General features: G+C 63.0%; 23 protein-coding genes. 10 read left to right on the top strand and 13 right to left on the bottom strand.

Translation table 11 applies throughout. From position 1 onward, the window contains the following. The first annotated feature begins 6 nt into the window (after window positions 1-6). Together CQ14_RS38055 and CQ14_RS38050 are read left to right on the top strand one after the other, a co-directional pair. Window positions 7-1,110 carry a PepSY-associated TM helix domain-containing protein gene (locus CQ14_RS38055; RefSeq protein WP_245320852.1) on the top strand — a complete coding sequence of 368 codons (1,104 nt, stop codon included), beginning with the start codon at window positions 7-9 and terminating at the stop codon, window positions 1,108-1,110. Beyond that, window positions 1,107-1,313 carry a hypothetical protein gene (locus tag CQ14_RS38050; protein ID WP_057862872.1) on the top strand — a complete coding sequence of 69 codons (207 nt, stop codon included), beginning with the start codon at window positions 1,107-1,109 and terminating at the stop codon, window positions 1,311-1,313. Before CQ14_RS38055 ends, CQ14_RS38050 begins: the two co-directional genes overlap by 4 nt. A 92-nt stretch (window positions 1,314-1,405) precedes the next feature. Here CQ14_RS38050 and CQ14_RS38045 read toward each other — a convergent pair whose 3' ends face one another. Both CQ14_RS38045 and CQ14_RS44245 read right to left on the bottom strand, forming a co-directional pair. After that, window positions 1,406-2,110 (bottom strand): GrlR family regulatory protein, encoded by a 705-nt coding sequence (locus CQ14_RS38045; RefSeq protein ID WP_057862871.1) that lies wholly within the window; start codon window positions 2,108-2,110, stop codon window positions 1,406-1,408. A gap of 85 nt (window positions 2,111-2,195) precedes the next feature. Continuing rightward, window positions 2,196-2,345, bottom strand: a complete 150-nt coding sequence (locus CQ14_RS44245) for a hypothetical protein (RefSeq protein WP_141686549.1) — start codon at window positions 2,343-2,345, stop codon at window positions 2,196-2,198. Between the two features lie 138 nt (window positions 2,346-2,483). Between CQ14_RS44245 and CQ14_RS38040 the strand changes: the two genes are divergently transcribed. Then, entirely contained in the window at window positions 2,484-2,924 is a 441-nt protein-coding gene (locus CQ14_RS38040; RefSeq protein WP_057862870.1) for a DMT family transporter, read from the top strand. Between the two features lie 10 nt (window positions 2,925-2,934). Here CQ14_RS38040 and CQ14_RS38035 read toward each other — a convergent pair whose 3' ends face one another. The 4 genes from CQ14_RS38035 to CQ14_RS38020 form a co-directional block, all read right to left on the bottom strand. After that, complete coding sequence (locus CQ14_RS38035) at window positions 2,935-3,759, bottom strand: tetratricopeptide repeat protein (RefSeq protein ID WP_082650215.1); 825 nt, start codon at window positions 3,757-3,759, stop codon at window positions 2,935-2,937. Window positions 3,760-3,791: 32 nt separating this feature from the next. After that, window positions 3,792-4,475, bottom strand: a complete 684-nt coding sequence (locus CQ14_RS38030; RefSeq protein ID WP_057862869.1) for a substrate-binding domain-containing protein — start codon at window positions 4,473-4,475, stop codon at window positions 3,792-3,794. Window positions 4,476-4,481: 6 nt separating this feature from the next. After that, a complete protein-coding gene (locus tag CQ14_RS38025) occupies window positions 4,482-5,186 on the bottom strand; it encodes a GrlR family regulatory protein (protein ID WP_057862868.1) in 705 nt (234 codons plus the stop codon). A gap of 190 nt (window positions 5,187-5,376) precedes the next feature. Beyond that, the gene (locus CQ14_RS38020; RefSeq protein WP_057862867.1) at window positions 5,377-6,414 is read right to left on the bottom strand and encodes a glutamine synthetase beta-grasp domain-containing protein; all 1,038 of its coding nucleotides are present in this window, start codon (window positions 6,412-6,414) and stop codon (window positions 5,377-5,379) included. A 574-nt stretch (window positions 6,415-6,988) separates the two neighbouring features. On the opposite strand from CQ14_RS38020, the gene CQ14_RS38015 reads away from it, so the two are divergent. Continuing rightward, window positions 6,989-7,192: a DUF2735 domain-containing protein gene (locus CQ14_RS38015; protein WP_245320851.1), complete on the top strand. Its 204-nt coding sequence runs from the start codon at window positions 6,989-6,991 to the stop codon at window positions 7,190-7,192. Between the two features lie 93 nt (window positions 7,193-7,285). Here CQ14_RS38015 and CQ14_RS47740 read toward each other — a convergent pair whose 3' ends face one another. Both CQ14_RS47740 and CQ14_RS38005 read right to left on the bottom strand, forming a co-directional pair. Next, window positions 7,286-7,603: an MliC family protein gene (locus tag CQ14_RS47740; RefSeq protein ID WP_082650214.1), complete on the bottom strand. Its 318-nt coding sequence runs from the start codon at window positions 7,601-7,603 to the stop codon at window positions 7,286-7,288. A gap of 110 nt (window positions 7,604-7,713) precedes the next feature. After that, window positions 7,714-9,297, bottom strand: coding sequence for a CYTH and CHAD domain-containing protein (locus CQ14_RS38005; protein WP_210183184.1), 1,584 nt, complete (start codon window positions 9,295-9,297; stop codon window positions 7,714-7,716). A gap of 579 nt (window positions 9,298-9,876) precedes the next feature. On the opposite strand from CQ14_RS38005, the gene CQ14_RS38000 reads away from it, so the two are divergent. Further along, on the top strand, window positions 9,877-10,632 hold the full coding sequence (locus CQ14_RS38000) for a tyrosine-protein phosphatase (protein WP_057862864.1): 756 nt from the start codon (window positions 9,877-9,879) through the stop codon (window positions 10,630-10,632). Between the two features lie 310 nt (window positions 10,633-10,942). Here the strand turns inward: CQ14_RS38000 and CQ14_RS37995 are convergent, their stop codons facing one another. The 3 genes from CQ14_RS37995 to CQ14_RS37985 form a co-directional block, all read right to left on the bottom strand. After that, complete coding sequence (locus CQ14_RS37995) at window positions 10,943-11,581, bottom strand: hypothetical protein (protein WP_245320849.1); 639 nt, start codon at window positions 11,579-11,581, stop codon at window positions 10,943-10,945. A gap of 124 nt (window positions 11,582-11,705) precedes the next feature. Further along, window positions 11,706-11,906 (bottom strand): hypothetical protein, encoded by a 201-nt coding sequence (locus CQ14_RS37990; RefSeq protein WP_057839937.1) that lies wholly within the window; start codon window positions 11,904-11,906, stop codon window positions 11,706-11,708. Window positions 11,907-12,013: 107 nt separating this feature from the next. After that, window positions 12,014-12,715, bottom strand: coding sequence for an SGNH/GDSL hydrolase family protein (locus tag CQ14_RS37985; protein ID WP_057862862.1), 702 nt, complete (start codon window positions 12,713-12,715; stop codon window positions 12,014-12,016). 128 nt (window positions 12,716-12,843) lie between these two features. On the opposite strand from CQ14_RS37985, the gene fabG reads away from it, so the two are divergent. After that, window positions 12,844-13,524, top strand: a complete 681-nt coding sequence (gene fabG, locus CQ14_RS37980; RefSeq protein WP_057862895.1) for a 3-oxoacyl-ACP reductase FabG — start codon at window positions 12,844-12,846, stop codon at window positions 13,522-13,524. On the opposite strand, the gene CQ14_RS37975 is transcribed toward fabG, so the two are convergent. Continuing rightward, on the bottom strand, window positions 13,521-14,234 hold the full coding sequence (locus CQ14_RS37975; protein ID WP_057862894.1) for a GrlR family regulatory protein: 714 nt from the start codon (window positions 14,232-14,234) through the stop codon (window positions 13,521-13,523). The two genes, fabG and CQ14_RS37975, sit on opposite strands and share 4 nt — an antisense overlap. Before the next feature lie 196 nt (window positions 14,235-14,430). Here CQ14_RS37975 and CQ14_RS37970 point away from each other — a divergent pair, with 196 nt between their 5' ends. Next, entirely contained in the window at window positions 14,431-15,117 is a 687-nt protein-coding gene (locus CQ14_RS37970) for a DUF2161 domain-containing phosphodiesterase (RefSeq protein ID WP_057862861.1), read from the top strand. Between the two features lie 148 nt (window positions 15,118-15,265). Then, on the top strand, window positions 15,266-15,568 hold the full coding sequence (locus CQ14_RS37965) for a hypothetical protein (protein ID WP_057862860.1): 303 nt from the start codon (window positions 15,266-15,268) through the stop codon (window positions 15,566-15,568). A 77-nt stretch (window positions 15,569-15,645) separates the two neighbouring features. Here the strand turns inward: CQ14_RS37965 and CQ14_RS37960 are convergent, their stop codons facing one another. Continuing rightward, entirely contained in the window at window positions 15,646-16,278 is a 633-nt protein-coding gene (locus CQ14_RS37960) for a GNAT family N-acetyltransferase (RefSeq protein ID WP_057862859.1), read from the bottom strand. Between the two features lie 263 nt (window positions 16,279-16,541). Here CQ14_RS37960 and CQ14_RS37955 point away from each other — a divergent pair, with 263 nt between their 5' ends. Beyond that, complete coding sequence (locus CQ14_RS37955) at window positions 16,542-17,495, top strand: AraC-like ligand-binding domain-containing protein (RefSeq protein ID WP_057862858.1); 954 nt, start codon at window positions 16,542-16,544, stop codon at window positions 17,493-17,495. A gap of 145 nt (window positions 17,496-17,640) precedes the next feature. Beyond that, a complete protein-coding gene (locus tag CQ14_RS37950; protein WP_057862893.1) occupies window positions 17,641-18,654 on the top strand; it encodes a carbon-nitrogen hydrolase family protein in 1,014 nt (337 codons plus the stop codon). The last annotated feature ends 22 nt before the right edge of the window (window positions 18,655-18,676 follow it).

Here is an 18,676-nt window from a genome sequence, read left to right as displayed (position 1 = left end):
TGGTCGGTGGTTCACACCTGGAGCAGCCTGATATCGACGCTGTTCCTGCTGCTGTTGTGCATCACCGGCCTGCCGCTGATCTTCCATCACGAGGTCGATGAGCTGCTCGGCTACGATCCGAAGCCCGAGATCGCCCAGCCGGGCGCGGTGAAACGGAGCATCGACGAGATCGCCCGCACCGCGCTGGCGCACGATCCCGGCCGCGTCCTGCAATACATCTCGTGGGACAAGGACGAACCGAACAACGTGATCGCCTTCACCAACAACAAGGTCGATGGCGATCCGGATGCGGCGACGCTCCGGGCATACGACGCTCACACCGCCAAGCCGCTTGGCCCGGTCGGCGGCGGCCCGATGCTGATCTTCCTCAAGCTCCACGTCGACATGTTTGCGGGACAGCCCGGCAAGCTATTCCTCGGCGCCATGGGATTCCTGTTCCTGGTCGCGATCGTCTCCGGCGTGGTGCTGTATTGGCCGTTCACGCGCCGCCTGAAGTTTGGCACACTCAGGGACAAGTCGCGCCGCATCGCCTGGTTCGACTGGCACAATCTGCTCGGCGCGGTGACCATCGCCTGGGCGCTGGTGGTCGGCGCCACCGGCGTCATCAACACGCTTGCGGAGGTAATGCTGGGCCAGTGGAAAGCCAACGAGCTCGCCGACATGGTCAAGCCATACGCCGGCAAGCCGCCGCCGGTGCATCTGGCCTCGCTCGATACGACGCTCGCGAATGCGCACAAAACCGCGCCCGGCATGAACGTCTCGTTCGTTGCCTTTCCGGGCACACCGTTCACCAGTTCGCACCATTTCGCGGTCTTCATGCGCGGCGACACGCCGCTGACCTCGCGGCTGCTCAAGCCGGTGCTGCTCGACGGCGAAACCGGCGAAGTCTCCGACGCGCGCGACCTTCCCGTTTATCTGAAGGCGCTGCTGGTCTCGCAGCCGCTGCATTTCGGCGACTATGGCGGCATGCCGCTGAAAATCATCTGGGCATTGCTCGACGTCATGACCATCGTCGTCATCGGCAGCGGGCTATACCTGTGGATCGTCAAGCGCCGCAAGCATCGCAGCCACGCGATCGCGAAACAGCCTTCGCTACAGCCGGCGCGATGATCGACGCACGCAAACCACGATCCAGCGGCAATTGGCTGACGGTATATGGCGGCCCGCTCTTGATCGGCGCGCTATCTATCGCAGGATTGTTGAGCGCCCTGTTGTACGAAGGTTTGGGCCGCTATTTTTCCTGGCTAACGCTTGGCGCGCCGGTTGCCCTCACCGCCTGGTTCTACGCGCGGCGGAAGCGCCAACGCTTCTGAATCGGTCAGAAGCGATGGCGCGCTGGATTCCTATTTTGACGCGCTTTCTTGACGCGAACCGGTATCCACTTCGCTTGAAAACGCTATGAACTCTAGGCCGGCCGCATCAGCTTCAGCGTCGCGGCCAGCCGCAGGCTGCGCTTGCCGGCCAGCGCAATGGCTTCGAGCTCAGCCCCCGCTTCGTCGCAGGTGCCGGTAAAGCCAATGCCCACCTCGTGGCCGCCGAACACGGGGTTCTCGCCTTTCGCCGGCGTGTGCTCCTGATTGAGGATCTCACCCTTCCAGCGGCCATCGGCCGAAGCGTAGGAGCCGAGATAATAGAAAAAGGCGTCGCCGCCGAGGATGCGGCCGTCCAGCAGCAGCATGACGCCCGACAGGCCCGCCTCGACACCGTCGAGCGCGCGAAGCTGCAGGGAATAGAGGCCGTTGGTGATACCGCCCGGCCCGACGATGCCGACCGGCGGCAGCGCCTCATCGTCGAGCCGCGTCAGGTTGGCCCAGAACAAGGCGCCCGGCCGCGGCGCGGCGCTGCCCTCGAAGCGAATATTGTTGCCCTTCAGCTTGCCCCGCACGCTGATGGCGGCGACGTCGGTGTCCATCAGCGGCTTGTAGTAGGGATCGTCATTGTAGCGCTGGGTGATGACCTCGCCGACGATCTCCCCGCCGATCTCCTGATAGGTGCCGAGATGGGCAAAAGCGGAATTGCCGCCCAACAGCTTGCCATTGTGCATGCACATGATGCTGCGGCCGAACGCGTCGTTCACGCCGTACTCAACCTTGTAAAGCCCGTTCAGCAACGGAAAATGTCCTGCTATATCCGAAATATCTGGCGGGGGCTTAGCACCGCCGCAGGCGAGGTGCCAGCCGGGATTTCACACGGGTTCAGTGCCGCTTGAAATATTGCACGGCCCGTTCGTGCTTTTCAGCCGCCGCGCGTGATTTGAAGGTTCCAAGATTCCGACGCTTGCCGGTTTTTGGGTTAATTTTACGGGAATAGAGCCGGTATTCGCCCGATTGCAGTTTTCGGATCATAACAAGCTCCGCTTATTGGCGAGCCCCTGCCCCGCAATAATGGCGCTACGGTCCCTCTTGTTCCGATCCCGCTATTCGCGTTGTCTTCGGCTTGCAATGCCGGATCGCTCCGCCGGCACGGAATGAACGGGGGATCACGTGCAATATTTCTTCTATCTCCTCGCGCTTGGCGCCGGCGTCAGCGTGGTCACGCAGCAGATCCTGAATGGCAGCCTGCGCACCGCGCTGGATTCACCCGCATGGGCGGGACTGGTCAGCTATGCCGGCGGGCTCATCACCATGATTGTCGCGGTCATTGCGCTCGGCGAGCGCTTGCCGTCCTGGAAAACCATGGCCGACGTGCCGTGGTATGCGTGGTCCGGCGGCGTGTTCGGCGGCGCGTTCATTCTGCTGGCGATCCTGTTGCTGCCCTCGCTGGGTGCGGCGACGCTGTTTGCGCTGGTCATTGCCGGCCAGGTACTCGCCGCGGTGACGCTCGATCATTTCGGAGCGTTCGGGTTGACGCCGCATCCCATTGGGGCTGCACGGCTCGCGGGCGCGGTTCTGTTGATCGCCGGGGTCGTGCTGATCCGGGAGTAAGCGTAGCTGCTCAGAAGCACAGATTGGTGACCACGTTTCCGCGCTTGTCTTTGATCGCATAGGGACAGCGCAGCCGCTCCAGCGCTTTCTTCGCGTCCTCGTCACCGAGCGCCGCAGCGCGCTGATAGTAGGTCTTCGCGGCCTCCGCATCCTTTGGTCCGCCGCGGCCTTCCTGCGCGAACGCGCCCATTCGCTCCAGCGCGCCGGGATGATTTTGCGCCGCCGCCTTCTCGAACAGCGCGCGAGCGGCGGCATCGTCCTTGGTCCCGCCATTACCTTCCGCCAGCATCATGCCGAGCTGATACTGCGCCTCGGCATTGGTCTCGGCGCCCTTCGACAGTAATTCACGCGCACGCGCCGGATCGGATGACGCGCCGCCGCCGAGCGCTGCGAGATTGCTGATTCCCCGCGGATTGCCGGCTTGCGCCGCGCGCTCGAACAGTTTTCGCGCCTGCGCCTCATCGCGCGCGACGCCGGCGCCGGTTCCGTAGAGCACGCCGAGTTCGACCATCGCCGAGGTCGAGCCCTTGTCGGCCGCCTTGCGCCAGGCCGCCATCGCTTCCGGTAGTTGCCGATTGGCGGCGTAGGCGCGCCCGAGCTGGTACATCGCACGCCGCGACGCGTTCGCGGCGTTCCTGCAAAACTTGATGGCCGTGGCGATATCGGAGGCGCCAATGTCGGGCACGCCTTTCGCATCGGCTGGCTTGTCTGGATCCGCGGGATCGGCAGCCACGCGGTCGCACAACACAAGGTCGGCCGATTGCGCAGCCAAGGGCGTCGGCGCGACGGCTGCGGTAACGGTCACGATCAGCAGGTTTCGGAACGTCTCCTTCATGAGGCACAGGTTGCTTCGACGCGACGCCAAATTCAAGGGTCGAGCCCGCTCTCGCGCAGCAGCGGCGCGACATCGGGCGAAGCGAGGTAGCGCAGCAGCCGATCTGCTTCGCCCGCGTTCTGCGCCTCCGCCATTCGTCCCGCCGAAAACACCGCAGGCGTCTGCAGTTCGCGCGGAATGGGCCCGACCACCTCGATGCCGCCGACCTGCTTCAACTCGCTGATCTGCTGAACCGCTAGATCGGCCTCGCCGGTTACGAGCCGCTCGGCGGTGAAGCCTTGCGGGATGATGACGGCGCGGGCATTGATGGCGGCGGCAATGCCGAGCCGCTCGATCAGCTTGGCGAACAGGATGCCGCTGGCGCCAAGCCGCGAATAGGCCACGCGCGCGCCGAGCAACGTCGCGCGCAGCGCGGCCTCGGTGGCGATGTCGGGATGGGGCGCCCCAGCCTTCACGGCGATGCCGACCCACGAGCGGGCCAGGTCCACGCAGCTCTCCGCGGCCACCCGCCCCTCGCGGGCGACCTCGTCCAGCCCCTCGCGGGTCAGGATCACGACGTCGGCGGCTTCGCCTGCGCGCAAGCGATCCAGCAGCGCCAGGGTGGGCGCGAAATCGGCATCGATGCGCACGCCGCCGGCCGCCTGATACTGGCCGGCCAGGCCGTGGACGGCGCCCTTCAACGCCAGCGTCGAGAGCACGCGGATGGCATCGCTCATCGGCCGCTACACCCGCCGCATCAGCTTCAGCACCGCGGTCATGCGAAGGCTGCGCTTGCCGGCGAGCGCCGTCGCCTCCAGCAACGCACCTTCTCCGTCGCAGGATCCGGAAAAACCGATGCCGACTTCATGGCCGCCGAAGATCGGGTTTTCGCCCATCGATGGCGTATGCTCCTGATTGAGGATCTGGCCCTTCCAGCGGCCTTTCTCCGACGTGTAGGTCCCGACATAGTAGAAGGATGCGTCGCCCCCGAGGATGCGTCCCTCATTGAGCAGCATCACGCCGGTCAGGCCACCCTCGACACCGTCGAGCAGGCGAACGTGGATGGAGTAGAGGCCGTTGACGATACCGCCCTCGCCGACACCGCCAGCGATCGGTATGGCGTCCTGCTCGATCGGCGTCATCACCGAGTGGAACGCCACGCCGGGCAATTCCTTCAAGCCCCCTTCAAAGCGGTAGAGGCTTCCGTCTGCCCTGCCCTTCGCCAGCAGCGTGGCATCGTCGGTGCCGGCCATCGCGCGATAGGCCGGGTCCGGATTGTGGCGCACCGTCTGGATCACGATGTCGACGCCGTCGTCCTGCTTTTCGTAGGTGCCGATATGGGCAAAGGCCGAGTTGCCGCCCAGCATCTTGCCGTCGCGCGCATACATCACGCTGCGGCCGACCGAAGCGCCAAGCTGAAACCTGACCTTGTAAAATCCCTCAAACAATGCCGTGTCCCCGGCAATCCTACCCCGTTGTCTCTAGCGCGGTTCATAACGCAGGGGAACGGGCTTGAGCCGGCCTATTTAAAATCCCATCAGGAAGCCGTGTCATCAAAACGCAATGATCCGCCAAGGCGGTTTTGCCTTGGCGGATCATCTTTTGCCCCCCGGTGTCCCGGGGCCTGTCGTTCGTGCCTTAAGCCGCGGCCGCCTTGGCCCCGGTCGGGACTTCCGAGATGGTCTTCAGGATCTGCGAAGCGATCTGGTAGGGGTCGCCTTGGGAGTTCGGGCGGCGGTCTTCCAGATAACCCTTGTAGCCGTTGTTGACGAAGGAGTGCGGAACGCGGATCGAGGCGCCGCGGTCGGCCACGCCGTAGCTGAACTTGTTCCAGGGCGCGGTCTCGTGCTTGCCGGTCAGGCGCTTGTCATTGTCCGGCCCGTAGACCGCAATGTGGTCCATGAGATTCTTCTCAAAGGCGCCCATCAGCTTCTCGAAGTATTCCTTGCCGCCGACTTCGCGCATGTACTTGGTCGAGAAGTTGGCGTGCATGCCCGAGCCGTTCCAGTCGGTATCGCCGAGCGGCTTGCAGTGGAATTCGATGTCGATGCCGTAGGATTCGGTGAGGCGCAGCATCAGGTAGCGGGCCATCCACATCTGGTCGGCAGCGGTCTTGGAGCCCTTGCCGAAGATCTGGAATTCCCACTGGCCCTTCGCCACTTCGGCGTTGATGCCTTCGTGGTTGATGCCAGCGGCGAGGCAGAGGTTGAGGTGCTCTTCCACGATCTTGCGGGCAACGCTGCCGACGTTCGAATAGCCGACGCCGGTGTAGTACGGGCCCTGCGGCGCCGGATAGCCATCCGACGGGAAACCGAGCGGACGGCCGTCCTTGTAGAAGAAATATTCCTGCTCGAAGCCGAACCAGGCGCCTTCATCGTCGAGGATGGTCGCGCGCTTGTTCGAGGCATGCGGGGTCTTGCCATCGGGCATCATGACTTCGCACATCACCAGCGCGCCGTTTTCACGCGCAGCATCCGGATACACGGCGACCGGCTTCAGCACGCAATCGGAGCTGTGGCCTTCGGCCTGATTGGTGGACGAACCGTCAAAACCCCACAGCGGAAGCTGTTCCAGCGTCGGGAACTTGTCGAATTCCTTGATCTGCGTTTTGCCGCGCAAACTCGGCGTCGGCGTATAGCCGTCGAGCCAAATATACTCGAGCTTGTACTTGGTCATTGAGCCTCTCTTGAGTTGCTTCTGTGAAATGCGGAAGACCGACGCTTGAAATCTGAGGTGTGACGCCCAGCCCCCCGGAGGTCTTTCGCATACGTGTACCCGGCCACGTCAGGCCACGTCTTACTAAGCATGGAACGTGCCAGTCGCTGCGCTGCGGCATCGATCATCCACAGGGCTTGCCGGGTCCGGCCTAAAATAAAAGCTGCGACATAGGAGCGCGGCAGGCCTGCAAATCAGGCGGTTCTGGTCCGGGGTCGGAGCCCGAATCCAGCCCATTTCTCCGGCATTTCCGCTTGCCTGCCACTAAACGCTTAAAGCTGCGGCATCCTTTTGACGCCCCCGCCTTGGGCGCCGACCTGGCCGAGCAACCATCCCGCTGGCCCACGCGTTGATCACGCAACTGCTGCCTCGCAGGAAGCAGCGCCGAAACTGCCTACGAAATAGACAAAATCTGCCGTTCTATTGGTCACTTGCACCCGCCCGGAGCACCGACAATATCGACTTGCGTAACCACTCAAGAACGAGTCGGGCGCACCATGGAGGCTCGCGCGTCGACAGAAGGAGACTTGCAATGATGACTACGGGTTTGAATCAGGGGACTGCCAAGATCTACCAATTCCCAGCCGGGGGCCGGGCGGCTCTCGGGGGACGCCGCTATGGCGAGACCAAAGCCGTGACCGAGTTTGCCGCTGCCCAGCCGGTCAACCTCGCCGACTGCTGCGATAGCTGGTACCACGCTGCGGCGATCCAGGACGCCAGCAACGAGCGGGATCACTGATGCCTAGGAGGTGTTTGGCAGGGACGCGCCCGGCAAACGAGGCGCGGACGGAGAACTAGAAAAGGGTCGGAACGAAAGCGTTTCGGCCCTTTTTCATGTCTGCTCGCATGTCGTCGTCTCCCGTCTGGCGTGCTTGAGCGTCGTAACCCCGGCCTTGGTAATTCGTAAGGTCACGCCCTTTGCTTGATAGCGCGAGCCCGAAAGGGTCCAACGCCTGGGCAGCGTCAGCGCCTTGCCGTCGAGCTGCAGATGGGCGCGCTTGTCGTACTGGAAAAATCCGACCATGAATTGCGATCCGTCGGCGCAACGATAGTTCCGGAAGGTGGACTGCGCGAACGCGGCTGGCGAGATCGTTGCAATCGCCGCAGCGCATAGCGCCGCACCAAAAACCTTATTCCCAAGACAATTCATGTTTCGCCCCTTGCAGATTGCAGAGTTCAGTATAGACGAGACGGGAGCGGGCGACATGCCCTTGCGTCGTTTGTCCGCAGCACGAGATCGGCCGTTGCGCCTGCCGGACTTTACCGCCCCCAGAATGCAGGCGCCGTCTTGAATCGCCGCCATCTCTTGCGCAGCGTTTTTGCCACCGCAATCTGATCACGGGCTTGCCAACCGGCCACTGCGCCGATGGCGAGATGAAGCGCAGGCCGGTCTTCCTGCCTGATGGCGTCGAGCAGAATGCGGCCGCTTGCGATGTCGCACGCGCGTCCAAGACTGGTCTGGAGCCCGGCGAGCCGCTTCACGTAGCGCTTCGCCGGCGCATGCGTGGCATAAAGCGGCAAGAAGAACTCCGCCGCATAGCGCAGCTTCTTGAGGTCGATTCTGAGATCGTGCTGCGCATAGACGTTGAGCTTCCGGAAATGCGCGCCACGCCTGAGCGCCTTGCGATGCAAGCGCGCCAAGATCTTATCCGCGAGCGTCGGCATCGGGAGCGACAGGACGGCCAGCGCTTCATTGCCGATCTCGTTGCGCCAGCCACGGCGTTCCACCAATTGCCCCAGCGAAAGCAGGAAACGGCTGCAACGGGGCTCGGCGAGAACGGCCTGCAACGCGGCGTAGCTTGATTTGCGCTGCCGTTCGACCGCCTCGCGCAGGCCGCCGAGATCGACCTCCGGAGCCGCCGCGACCAGCCGAGTGATGGTCGTCTCGGCGAAGACATCCCAATCCCGCGCCGGGCCGAGCTGCTGCATCAGCCACCTCGCCTCCTCGTTGACCGCCTGGAACGCTGGCGACGGAATATCGCGACGGAACAGCGCACATATCGTCCGCAAGCGGCGCAAGGCGACGCGCATCTGGTGCACGCCTTCGGGGTCCGCCCCCTCCTGCGCCACCACGTGATTTTTCAAAAGGTGATGCCAGCAGGTCCCGATCAGGAGTGCGATGACGTCGTCGACCATATGCTCGGCAGTAATGCTGACCAACTCGGCTTTCGCCGCCGGCTGCACGACGTCGAACGCGAGCGCATAGCCGCGCTCGGCCTTGCTACGCGTGCCGACCTGTAGCGGCGCAGCGTCGAGCAACTGCGTTCCGAGATCGAACAGGACGCCGGCATTGCCGCTCTTCAATTCGAGTTCGATTTCGGATAGGACTTCCTTGCGCCCGTCGACCTCGATCGTCCCCTCGTCGAATGCGATTTCAACAGAAGCATCGGATAGCTCGAGTTGCCGCGCATGCCGGCGAACCCTCGTCGCGAAAACCGGCACCAGCGCGTCGTTGGTCAGCGTCGTCACGGGATCGCCGACCTCGTCGGCGGGAAGCCGCGCCAGATCAGGGGTGAGGTCGTCAACCGGCGCTTCCCACTGCCGTCGGGTCAGGGGCTGTCCGATATTAGGTAGAAGCTTCAGTGTCTGGATGAAGTGTTTGCCGCTCCGTCGCACGCGCAGCGACATGCCACGTTGGAATAGAAGGTGTTCCGGCGTGTCGTAGTACACCGTTTCCAGCCAGCGAAACGCGCCGCGGTTGCGCGCATGCTGCATGATGACGGGCATCTCGCGTAGTTTTTCGAGGGCGCCGTGCGGCGCGAGCAGCTTTAGTTCGATTTCCGCCTGTTCAGCCGGTCGCACGGCAATAGCTGCGCCGGAATCGCTCACGACTGGCTGCCGCACGTTCAACGATGTCTCCATCGGGATGTTGCATGAAAGTTTTATGACGGTGACAAAGCGTTTCCAAGTTGTCCAAAGGGGACGGATCCGCGAATTGAAGCGAAGATCATACGACGGGGCTGCTGGCGCCGCAGCGCAGCAAGCAACAGGCGGGGGAACGCCTCTCTGGGGTATACGGGGTCGCCTACCGCCTCGCCATCCAGCCGGGACCAGTTGTGGCCGTCTCGATTGGCGGCCTCAGCCTTTCCTAAATTGTGGTCCCTGCCCTGCAGTGATGATAATCTCTACCTCAAATCAACTAGCCAGAGGAGGTCCCGCCATGCTTGCGGAGAAGTTCTTCCTAGTGCTGGAAACGCTCAGGAGTTTTGCTTCGGATGGAAGCGTCAAGGTGGTTAGCACCACGCCGCATATCCCGGTCAAGGTGCCGCCAAAGAAGTAGCCCAGAGGCCGCCTCCGTTGGCGGCCTCTTCCGCTTTCGGATTTTCGATCCCCTTCCCTTCACGAACGCTAGCGCATAGAAAATCTGCGGGCGATCGGCATGCCCTTTCATTTGTTCGCAGCACGAGATCGTACAAACCGCCAATGTCAGAATCCCCTGCCTCCCCCGACCGCCATCTCAATCTCTCCGGCGCCAGCAATTTCCGCGATCTCGGCGGCTATCCCACGAGCGACGGCCGGACCGTGCGCTGGCGGCAGATCTTTCGCTCCAACCATCTCGGCCACCTCACCGATAACGATGTCGCCGTCCTGCGGGAGCTCGGCGTCCGCAGCGCGTTCGACTTTCGCGGCACCGAGGAGCGCACCGCCGCCCTGTGCGGCATGCCTGATATCACCGTCCACTCGCTGCCGGTCGAACCCACGGTGGTCGCGGCGCTGCGCGCAATCGTGGCCGCCGGAACGCCACTGTCGACGGATCACGCCGTCGAGGTGATGCGCGACTCCTACCGCAGCTACGTGCAGAAGAACACGCGGCACTTCCGGTCGCTGTTTGCGCATCTTTTGGAAGACCGTGCGCCGCTGGTGATCCATTGCACCGCCGGCAAGGACCGCACCGGCTTTGCCTGCGCGCTGATCCTGCATGCGCTCGGCGTTTCCGAGGACATCATTTCGGAAGATTATCTGCTGACCAACCGTTTCTACCGACGGGATCCCAATCACAGCACCGACCTGCCTGACGACATCAGGCAGGTGCTTGGCTCGGTGCAGGCATCGTTCCTCGCCGCCGCCTTCGAGGCGATCGACGCCGACTACGGCGATCTTAAAACCTATCTCCGCGACGGCCTCGGTCTCGGCAAGGCCGAACGCGCCCATCTCGAAGCGCGCTATCTGCAAGGCTGACCACGCAGAAAGAGAACCCCGACGCTGCGCGCGCCGGGGCTCCTCTCTCGGATCGCAAGGCTGGGTACTTCCGCCAACCCAACAATCCTGAACTCGGGAATTGCCGCTCCGCTTTTTCCGCAAGCCTGCACGCAGAATACAGCGCCTTGGTGAGCGGCTGAATACCTCGGACGAGCTAACCCTTACACTCAGGGGGCGTATGATGCGACGAAGTCTGCGGCATTCGCAACGACGCGCAACCGCGTCGCTTTAGAAGCAAAGGAGACATGAGAAGCAAGCAGACATCGACCGGGATGAACGAGTACGTGTCCTAGTTCGCCTTCGCCCGCCGCACCGAAACGACCTGCGCGGATGGCTTGCCGCCGCTCGTCCGGACGTTGACTTGTACCTTGTAGTCGTTGCTGGTCTCGCTCTTGGGCACGTAGAGCATCGCGGTAAAGCGCAGACGGCCGCGCGCGTCGATCGTCACCGGCAGATCCGTGCGCACGCGGAAGGCGTTACCCTCGCGGTTTCGCGGCGGAAGCCTGGCCGTCATGACCGGCTCGACCATCGCACGCAGATCGAGCTTGCTCGCCGATGCATCGTCGATTCGGTAATAGGCAAAGGAATCGCTGCTCCAGCGGCTGTTCGCGACCTCGATGACGGATCGGCTGTCCGGCGACCAGGCGGCAATCAGTTCGTAGCGGTTCGCGCGCATCTCGCCGGTCGCCCAATACTCGCCGCCGAGTTTGGCAAGCACCGCGCCGTCTTTTAGGCGAACCAGGACGTTCTCAATGTTGTCGGGAATATCGTTGCCTGACGGCAGGCCCTGCGGGCTGCGCCAGGCGAACGCATAATTCTTCGAGGGCGAGGTGGTGTCGGCGACGACGCGCATCGCGGCCTTGCCCTCGCCGCAGACGAGGCCGCCATGCTGATCGGCGACGCAGGCCTGGGCATTAGCGCCAGCCATTGGCTGAACACACCATGCGAGGAGAGCGAGTTGAACTGCCGAAACACGCATGGCGCGATCTTATCCGGCGCGCGCCGGCAGTAAAGCGGGGTCGTGGCGGTAGCGGAAGGCCGCGCCTATCGGCTCAGGCCGCCGCTTCCATTTCCATTTCGGCATCGAGATCGGCGATGACGTCCTCGAACGCCGAGATAGCCTGCTGGATTGCGGCGATCTGCATCAATTCCCAGCTCGAGACCGGACCGCTGCGATTTTGCAGCGCTACGACCAGGTCGCGCCGCTGCTCCTTAAGCTGAACAAGCGGTAAACCGTGATCCGGCAAACCCATGACAAATCCCCCTGCCTTATTGTTGGAGTTCGCTTGTAGCGAACGGAGTCTGCAAACGGCTTACAGAACTCCGGCAAATTTTATCGATTTCGCCCCATTCCGTAATCTTACGTGACGCCGTCCAGTTCCACCGCCCGCTCGATCGCACCAAAGAGGGAATGCGTGATGCAATTCGTCGCCCATTCGCCCGTGTGAAGGTGGGCATTGTCTCCATCGTCCAGATCGAAAATCGGAACGCCGTCGTCGACCCAGCGCTTCATCAGCGCGAAGCGGCTGAAGACGTTGACCCCGGCCTTTTCTCCAATGGCCCTTATCCGCTCCACCATCGCCTTGGACCGGTCGAGTTGGTCAACCATGGCTTGCGTATATTGCAGATCCATCAGCACCACATCCATCTGCAAGCCGGCGAGCCAATCAAGACCGACTGCGATCGCCTTTCCCACTTCATCCGGATTGTAGCTGGTGTTGCGATAGACGGCGTTGGTGCCGACCTGCCAGATGACGAGCGCAGGTGTTTCGTCGATCACATCGGTCTCCAGGCGCGACAGTTCCTCCGGAGCCTCCTGCCCGCCGATCCCGCGATTGAGCACGTCGATCATCCGGCCATAGAAATAGAAGTTGCGCCGCAGGAGCAGTTCCAGCCGGGGCGAATAAGGCAAGACCGGCAGCACGCCTGCCGTCGAGGACGATCCAATCGCAACGATCCGGACCTTTCGCCTGTACCTGAGAGCTTCCTTGAAATACCGCAGCGGGTATTTGAATCTGACGAGATCGGGATGCGTCTCGCAGGGCCTGGTCGCGTCAGGCATGGGAACATCCTCCGCGGGAACGGTTGGTCACATGCCCGTATTTGGATTCCGAAATTAGCCGCATTGCAAATGAAAAGCTCTCGGCGCTAGGCTGTGATCCCCTGTTTCCCCAGCGTACGGAGGCCATCATGGACGGAAAGGTCATCGTGGTGACGGGGGCTCTCGGCGCACTCGGCAGCGTCGTCGTCGACGAGGCGCTGGAGCGCGGCGCCAGGATTGCGAGCGTCGATCACGCGCCAACGCAAGCTCCGGCTACAGCCGATCTGTTCGAACTTGGCGGCGTCGATCTCACCGACGCGGCGCAAGCCAGGAGAGCCATCGACGCCGCGGCCAGGCATTTCGGCAAGCTCGATGCGCTGATCAACATCGCCGGCGGCTTCGCCTTCGAAACGGTGGCCGATGGCGATCCCAGGACATGGCAGCGGATGCACGCACTCAACGTCATGACCGCGCTGAACGCCTCGCGCGCGGCGATCCCGCATCTCGTCGCATCTGGCACCGGGCGCATCGTCAATGTCGGCGCGATGGGCGCGCTGCAGGCAGGCTCCGGCATGGGCGCCTACGCCGCCTCCAAGGCCGGCGTGCACCGCCTCACCGAGTCGCTTGCCGCGGAGCTGAAAGGCAAGGTCACGGTCAACGCCGTGCTGCCGTCGACCATCGACACCGCGGCCAACCGCGCCAGCATGCCCAAAGCCGATTTCGCCAAATGGGTGACGCCGAAGGAATTGGCCGAGGTGATCCTCTTCCTCGCCAGCGACGCCGCAAGCGCCGTCACCGGCGCGCTGCTGCCGGTGAACGGGAGAGTTTAACCCTCCACATCCACCAGCTTTCGCAGCACCGCCTTGAAGCGGATGCTGCGCTTGCCGGCGAGCGCGGTGGCTTCGCCTTCCGCGCCGTCGGCATCGTAGGTGCCGGAAAAACCGATGCCGACTTCATGGCCGCCGAATATCGGCCGCTCGCTCATGGATGGCGTATGCTCGCGGTTGACGAGTTCGCCTTTCCATCTGCCGTTCGCCGCCGAATACGCCCCGATATAATCGAAGAAGGCGTCGCCGCCGCGGATACGGCCGTCGCGCAGCATCATGACGCCGGTATTGCCGGCATCGATGCCGTCGAGCATGCGGATGTGAATGGAATAGAGCCCGTTGCCGATCCCGTCAGGGCCGACCACGCCGGGCGGCGGCGCGTCGGTAACATCGATGGGAGTCAGAACGGTCGTGAAATGGACGCCGGGCAAGGCCGCACTGCCACCTTCGAAATGAATCTCGTCGCCGCGGGGCCTGCCTGTGAAGTTCATCACGGCATGTTCGACTTCGAACATCGGCACGTATTTGGGATCGTAATAGTGGCGCGACATCGTCACCTCGCAGGAGACGATGCCATCGGCTTCGGTGAAGCTGCCGACAAAGGAAGAGCCGGAATCGCCGCCATAGAGCCTGCCGCCCGCAGTCGCGAACATCACGCCCGAACCTTCCCCGCGCTCCGTCGTGAAACGGAATTTGTACAGTCCTTTCAGCACGCCCCTGCTCGCTTCTAGTCCGGCAAATGTCATTCGCCCCCGCGAACACTGGATTCGCAGGTTCCATCAATTGCCGTATGGCCTTGTCCCCCGGCACCCAGAATAGCCGCCGCAGTGGGGCCCGATCAACGCTTTGCCGGAATTCGGCTAAAGTCCGGACATTGAGTCGCGGCCACACCCGCCGCCGGAGCAGATTTTGGAAACCGCGCTATATCTTCCCGTCAAACGCTTCCTCGAAAAGCTCGGCTTCACAGTCAAGGGCGAGGTCGGCGGCTGCGACCTGGTCGCGCTGAGCGGCGATGACCCGCCGATCGTGGTGATCGGTGAACTCAAGCTTTCCTTCAATCTGGAGCTGATCCTGCAGGCAGTGGATCGCGCCGGTGCCGCCGACGAGGTCTGGCTCGCGGCCAAACTGTCTGCCCGTGGCAAGGGCCGGGAAAGCGACGCGCGCTACCGCAATCTCTGCCGCCGGCTTGGCTTCGGCATGCTCGCCGTCACCAGTACCGGCGATGTCGAGGTGATCGTGAAGCCGCCGACATCGGCGCCTCGCCGCAACCCCAAAAAGCGCTCGCGGCTGATCGCGGAGCATCAGAAACGCAAGGGCGATCCCGTCCTCGGCGGATCGACGCGCGCGCCGATCATGACAGCCTATCGCCAGCAGGCGCTGGCCTGCGCCTCGGCGCTGTCAGGCGGGCCACGACGCGTCAAGGATCTGCGCGCCCAGATTCCCGATGCCGGCAAAATCCTGCTGCATAATGTCTATGGCTGGTTCGATCGCGCCGAGCGCGGCATCTATTCCCTCACCGATGCGGGCCATGCCGCGCTGAAGCGCTGGCCGCAACAGCCGCTGGATCTGGCCGCGGCCGGCGATTCCGCGCCCTGACGCAACGGACCGATCAAAAAATCGAAACCGTACGGCGCTACCGAATTTTGAGGGGTTATTGACGCATGGCTGTATTGCCACGCGAAATTCATATTGCAATGCAACATTAGGGCACCTAGGTATCTCGGCAATACAATGCGAGGCCCCTATGAGCGAAGACTGGAACACGAAATACGGCACACGACGCGTCCGGCGGGATCCGCCGACGCTGGAGGAGGCAATCTTCGCCGCGGTGGGAATCACGGACGATCAGCAGCAGCAGGCGGAAATCGCCGCCGCGCTGATGGGGCTGCCCTATGAGGAAGTGCTGGCGGAAGTGAAGAAAACCGGCCGCGCGATGGCACGATCGGCGACTCGCGTCATCGCGGGCGAAGCGGGCGCGCAGCGCTCCGTCGTGGTTGAGCGCCGTGTCGTCAGGCGCTTCGGCAACGACAAGCGCACCGGCACCTGAGAAGCCCAAACATTCACTGAATTGCGTCCAGCGAATCGCCTTTTGGGCAATTCGCTGGATTGAACGTGCGGCTCTGGCTACGAGGCGCCCCACTCCGTCGGCGCGGTGCCAGCCATCCGAAGCAGCATTCGCCAATAGGCACGGTTGAAAGCCACCACCGTGCGCGTAGCATTTATTGCGTTCTCGACCCAGGACGTCGCGAATTCAGCCTGCTCATATTTCGTCACATCGATCGTGCCGGTGGATTCGCCATGGCGGAACACGAGCTGTGCGCCGAACTTGCTGGCAAGCGCCCGCATTGCCTCGTTCTGCGCGCCCGTGGTGATCCGCAGGCTCTTGTAGCCCTTGGCTCGCGCCACGGCGATCAGCTTGCGGAACAGGATGCTGCCGACGCCACGACGGCGCACTGACGCTTCGACGCTGAAGGCGACCTCGGGGAGCGAATCCGGTGATTGATCCGGCGGATGCAGCTCTGCCGCGCCCCGAACCACGCCGTCTTCGAAGAAGGCAATGATGACCGTGCCGTCATTGGCGCATTTCTCGGCGTAGCGCTCGATGAAGCTGTCGTCCATGAAGCCATGGAAACGATCGCGGCGGCTGATGCGGTCGAGCCGCAGCAGGTGATCGCGCAACAGCGGCAATTCTTCCTGCTGGCTGAGCGTGCGCACACTGCTGTTGGCGAGTGCGGCCGCAATAACGCTGAGGTACATAGTCCAAATCTCCTCTCAGAATAGCCCTTCGAGGAGGCGTCGAATCCCTAGACCGCCAATATTGTGCGTCGCAACATCAAATACAAGGCCGGATTGCTCCGTATACTGCCTTAAATAACAGCAATGTTTGCAGCATCTTAACGGCGGCGCCATTAACCAATTGTTAAGGTTCGCCGCCCGGCGCAGACTGGCATGGCGCCTGCTTATTTCCGAACAAACCAAGGCTTAAGCCGACATACCCGGATCGTTCGTGGAGGCCCGTTGTGGCTGTGGTGCTCGACACGCGTTCATGCCTCCCGGACCGCCGGCTTGCGGTGTGGCAGGACATCGTCTGCGACACCTTCGTTGGCCTCGACTGCAAATCGGACATGCGCGGTGCGTTCTGGGGCTCGGTATCGCAATCCAGAATCGGACCAGCCGCATTCACGCGGGTCGATTCCACCGCGCAGCGGGTGTTCCGCACGCCGTCGCGAATTGCCCGCGCCAGCGAGGATTTCGTGCTGATGGCGCTCGGCAACAGCGGCGTCAACGGCGTGTTTCAGGATGGCCGCGAGGCGATCGTCTCCGCAGGACAATTCGTCATCTACGACACCACCCGCCCCTACGAGCTGCGCTTCGACGACAGCTTTTCGCAGACCATCCTGCAGATGCCGCGCAAGCTGCTGCAACAGCGCATCGGCTCGTTCGATGGTTTGACTGCAACGACGTTCGCCGGCGATCGTCCGCTCGAACGGCTGACCTATGATTTCACGCTCAATGTGAGCAAGACGATCGAACAGGTCGATCCCGCAGCCGCAAGCCGCCTGCTCGACCAGGCGCTCGACCTGCTGGCGATGACGCTGGCCGACAGGCTGCATGCACGCCTGCCGGACCAGTCGGCCCACCGCTCGGCGCTGCTCTACCGGCTCAAGAACCATATACTGACCCATCTCGCCGACCCCGAATTGTCGCTGCCGCGCACCGCCGCCGCCATCGGAATCTCGCCGCGTTACGCCAGCGACCTGATGGCCGACGAGCAGAGCTCGTTCCGCTTCTATGTGCAGACGCAAAGGCTGGAGCGCTGCAAGCGCGACCTTGCCGACCCCGCCTGTCAGGCCCGGCACATCGGTGAGATCGCCTTCGCGTGGGGCTTTAACGACCTCGCCCATTTCAGCCGCATCTTCAGGCAGCGGTTCGGCGTCTCGCCGCGCGAATGGCGCGAGCAGTCCGGCAAATAGCGCCAGCCCTCGCCGCGTCCCGCCAACCCCTCAGCCGTCCATCTGCCGGTTACGACAAGTTTTCGTTCCGCCGCGGACAAGCGGCGCACGCCGCCGTGGCGGTAGGCTGGCCCAGCAAGGTCACCAAACGACGAGGATGGGTGCGATGGGTCTAGTTCATCAGAAATACAAGGTGGCGGTGGTTCAAGCGGCGCCGGTCTTTCTCGATCTCGACGCAACTGTCGACAAGACCATCGCCCTGATCGAGGAGGCTTCCGCGAAAGGCGCCAGGCTGATCGCCTTTCCCGAAACCTTCATTCCCGGATATCCGTGGCAGATCTGGCTCGGCGCGCCGGCCTGGGCGATCGGCCGCGGCTTGGTGCAGCGCTATTTCGACAACTCGCTCGCCTTCGACAGCCCGCAGGCGGAAAAGATCCGTCAGGCCGTGAAGCGCGCGAATCTGACCGCGGTGCTCGGCCTGTCCGAACGCGACGGCGGCAGCCTCTATATCGCGCAATGGCTGATCGGCCCCGACGGCGAGACCATCGCCAAGCGTCGCAAACTGCGTCCGACCCATGCCGAACGCACCGTCTTCGGCGAAGGCGACGGCAGCGATCTCGCGGTGCATGATCGCGCCGACGTCGGACGGCTCGGCGCGCTGTGCTGCTGGGAGCATCTGCAGCCGCTGTCGAAATTCGCGATGTATGCCCAGAACGAGCAGGTGCATGTCGGCGCATGGCCGAGCTTTTCGCTGTACGATCCGTTCGCGCATGCGCTCGGCCACGAGGTCAACAACGCCGCCAGCAAGGTCTATGCGGTCGAGGGCTCCTGCTTCTTCCTGGGCCCCTGCGCGGTCGTCTCGCAGGCGATGATCGATGAACTCTGCGACTCCCCCGAAAAGCACGCCTTCCTGCACGTCGGCGGCGGCCACGCCGTGATCTACGGGCCGGACGGCAGCTCGCTTGCTGAGAAGCTTCCGCCGGACCAGGAAGGTATTCTGTATGCCGACATCGATCTCGGCATGATCGGGGTGGCGAAGAACGCAGCCGATCCGGCCGGGCATTATTCGCGGCCCGATGTCACGCGGCTGTTGCTCAACAGCAAACGCTCCAACCGCGTCGAGCATTTCTCGCTGCCCGTCGATGCCGAGGTCATGAGCGAAATCAGGCTGCAGGCCTGAACGCGTCCATTCAGACAAGGAG

The organism is Bradyrhizobium lablabi (assembly GCF_001440475.1).
In the GTDB taxonomy this organism is placed as follows: domain Bacteria; phylum Pseudomonadota; class Alphaproteobacteria; order Rhizobiales; family Xanthobacteraceae; genus Bradyrhizobium; species Bradyrhizobium lablabi.
This window is presented reverse-complemented; position numbering and strand designations above follow the sequence as displayed.

What these genes read in the sequence shown, in the direction of transcription:
- CQ14_RS37965 (WP_057862860.1), top strand. Translation starts at nt 15,266, where the DNA reads ATGAGCGAAGACTGGAACACGAAATACGGCACACGACGCGTCCGGCGG.
- CQ14_RS38050 (WP_057862872.1), top strand. Translation starts at nt 1,107, where the DNA reads ATGATCGACGCACGCAAACCACGATCCAGCGGCAATTGGCTGACGGTA.
- CQ14_RS37990 (WP_057839937.1), bottom strand. Translation starts at nt 11,906, where the DNA reads ATGGGTTTGCCGGATCACGGTTTACCGCTTGTTCAGCTTAAGGAGCAG.
- fabG (WP_057862895.1), top strand. Translation starts at nt 12,844, where the DNA reads ATGGACGGAAAGGTCATCGTGGTGACGGGGGCTCTCGGCGCACTCGGC.
- CQ14_RS38015 (WP_245320851.1), top strand. Translation starts at nt 6,989, where the DNA reads ATGACTACGGGTTTGAATCAGGGGACTGCCAAGATCTACCAATTCCCA.
- CQ14_RS38000 (WP_057862864.1), top strand. Translation starts at nt 9,877, where the DNA reads ATGTCAGAATCCCCTGCCTCCCCCGACCGCCATCTCAATCTCTCCGGC.
- CQ14_RS47740 (WP_082650214.1), bottom strand. Translation starts at nt 7,603, where the DNA reads ATGAATTGTCTTGGGAATAAGGTTTTTGGTGCGGCGCTATGCGCTGCG.
- CQ14_RS44245 (WP_141686549.1), bottom strand. Translation starts at nt 2,345, where the DNA reads ATGATCCGAAAACTGCAATCGGGCGAATACCGGCTCTATTCCCGTAAA.
- CQ14_RS38035 (WP_082650215.1), bottom strand. Translation starts at nt 3,759, where the DNA reads ATGAAGGAGACGTTCCGAAACCTGCTGATCGTGACCGTTACCGCAGCC.
- CQ14_RS37960 (WP_057862859.1), bottom strand. Translation starts at nt 16,278, where the DNA reads ATGTACCTCAGCGTTATTGCGGCCGCACTCGCCAACAGCAGTGTGCGC.
- CQ14_RS38020 (WP_057862867.1), bottom strand. Translation starts at nt 6,414, where the DNA reads ATGACCAAGTACAAGCTCGAGTATATTTGGCTCGACGGCTATACGCCG.
- CQ14_RS37995 (WP_245320849.1), bottom strand. Translation starts at nt 11,581, where the DNA reads ATGGCTGGCGCTAATGCCCAGGCCTGCGTCGCCGATCAGCATGGCGGC.
- CQ14_RS38030 (WP_057862869.1), bottom strand. Translation starts at nt 4,475, where the DNA reads ATGAGCGATGCCATCCGCGTGCTCTCGACGCTGGCGTTGAAGGGCGCC.
- CQ14_RS37950 (WP_057862893.1), top strand. Translation starts at nt 17,641, where the DNA reads ATGGGTCTAGTTCATCAGAAATACAAGGTGGCGGTGGTTCAAGCGGCG.
- CQ14_RS37985 (WP_057862862.1), bottom strand. Translation starts at nt 12,715, where the DNA reads ATGCCTGACGCGACCAGGCCCTGCGAGACGCATCCCGATCTCGTCAGA.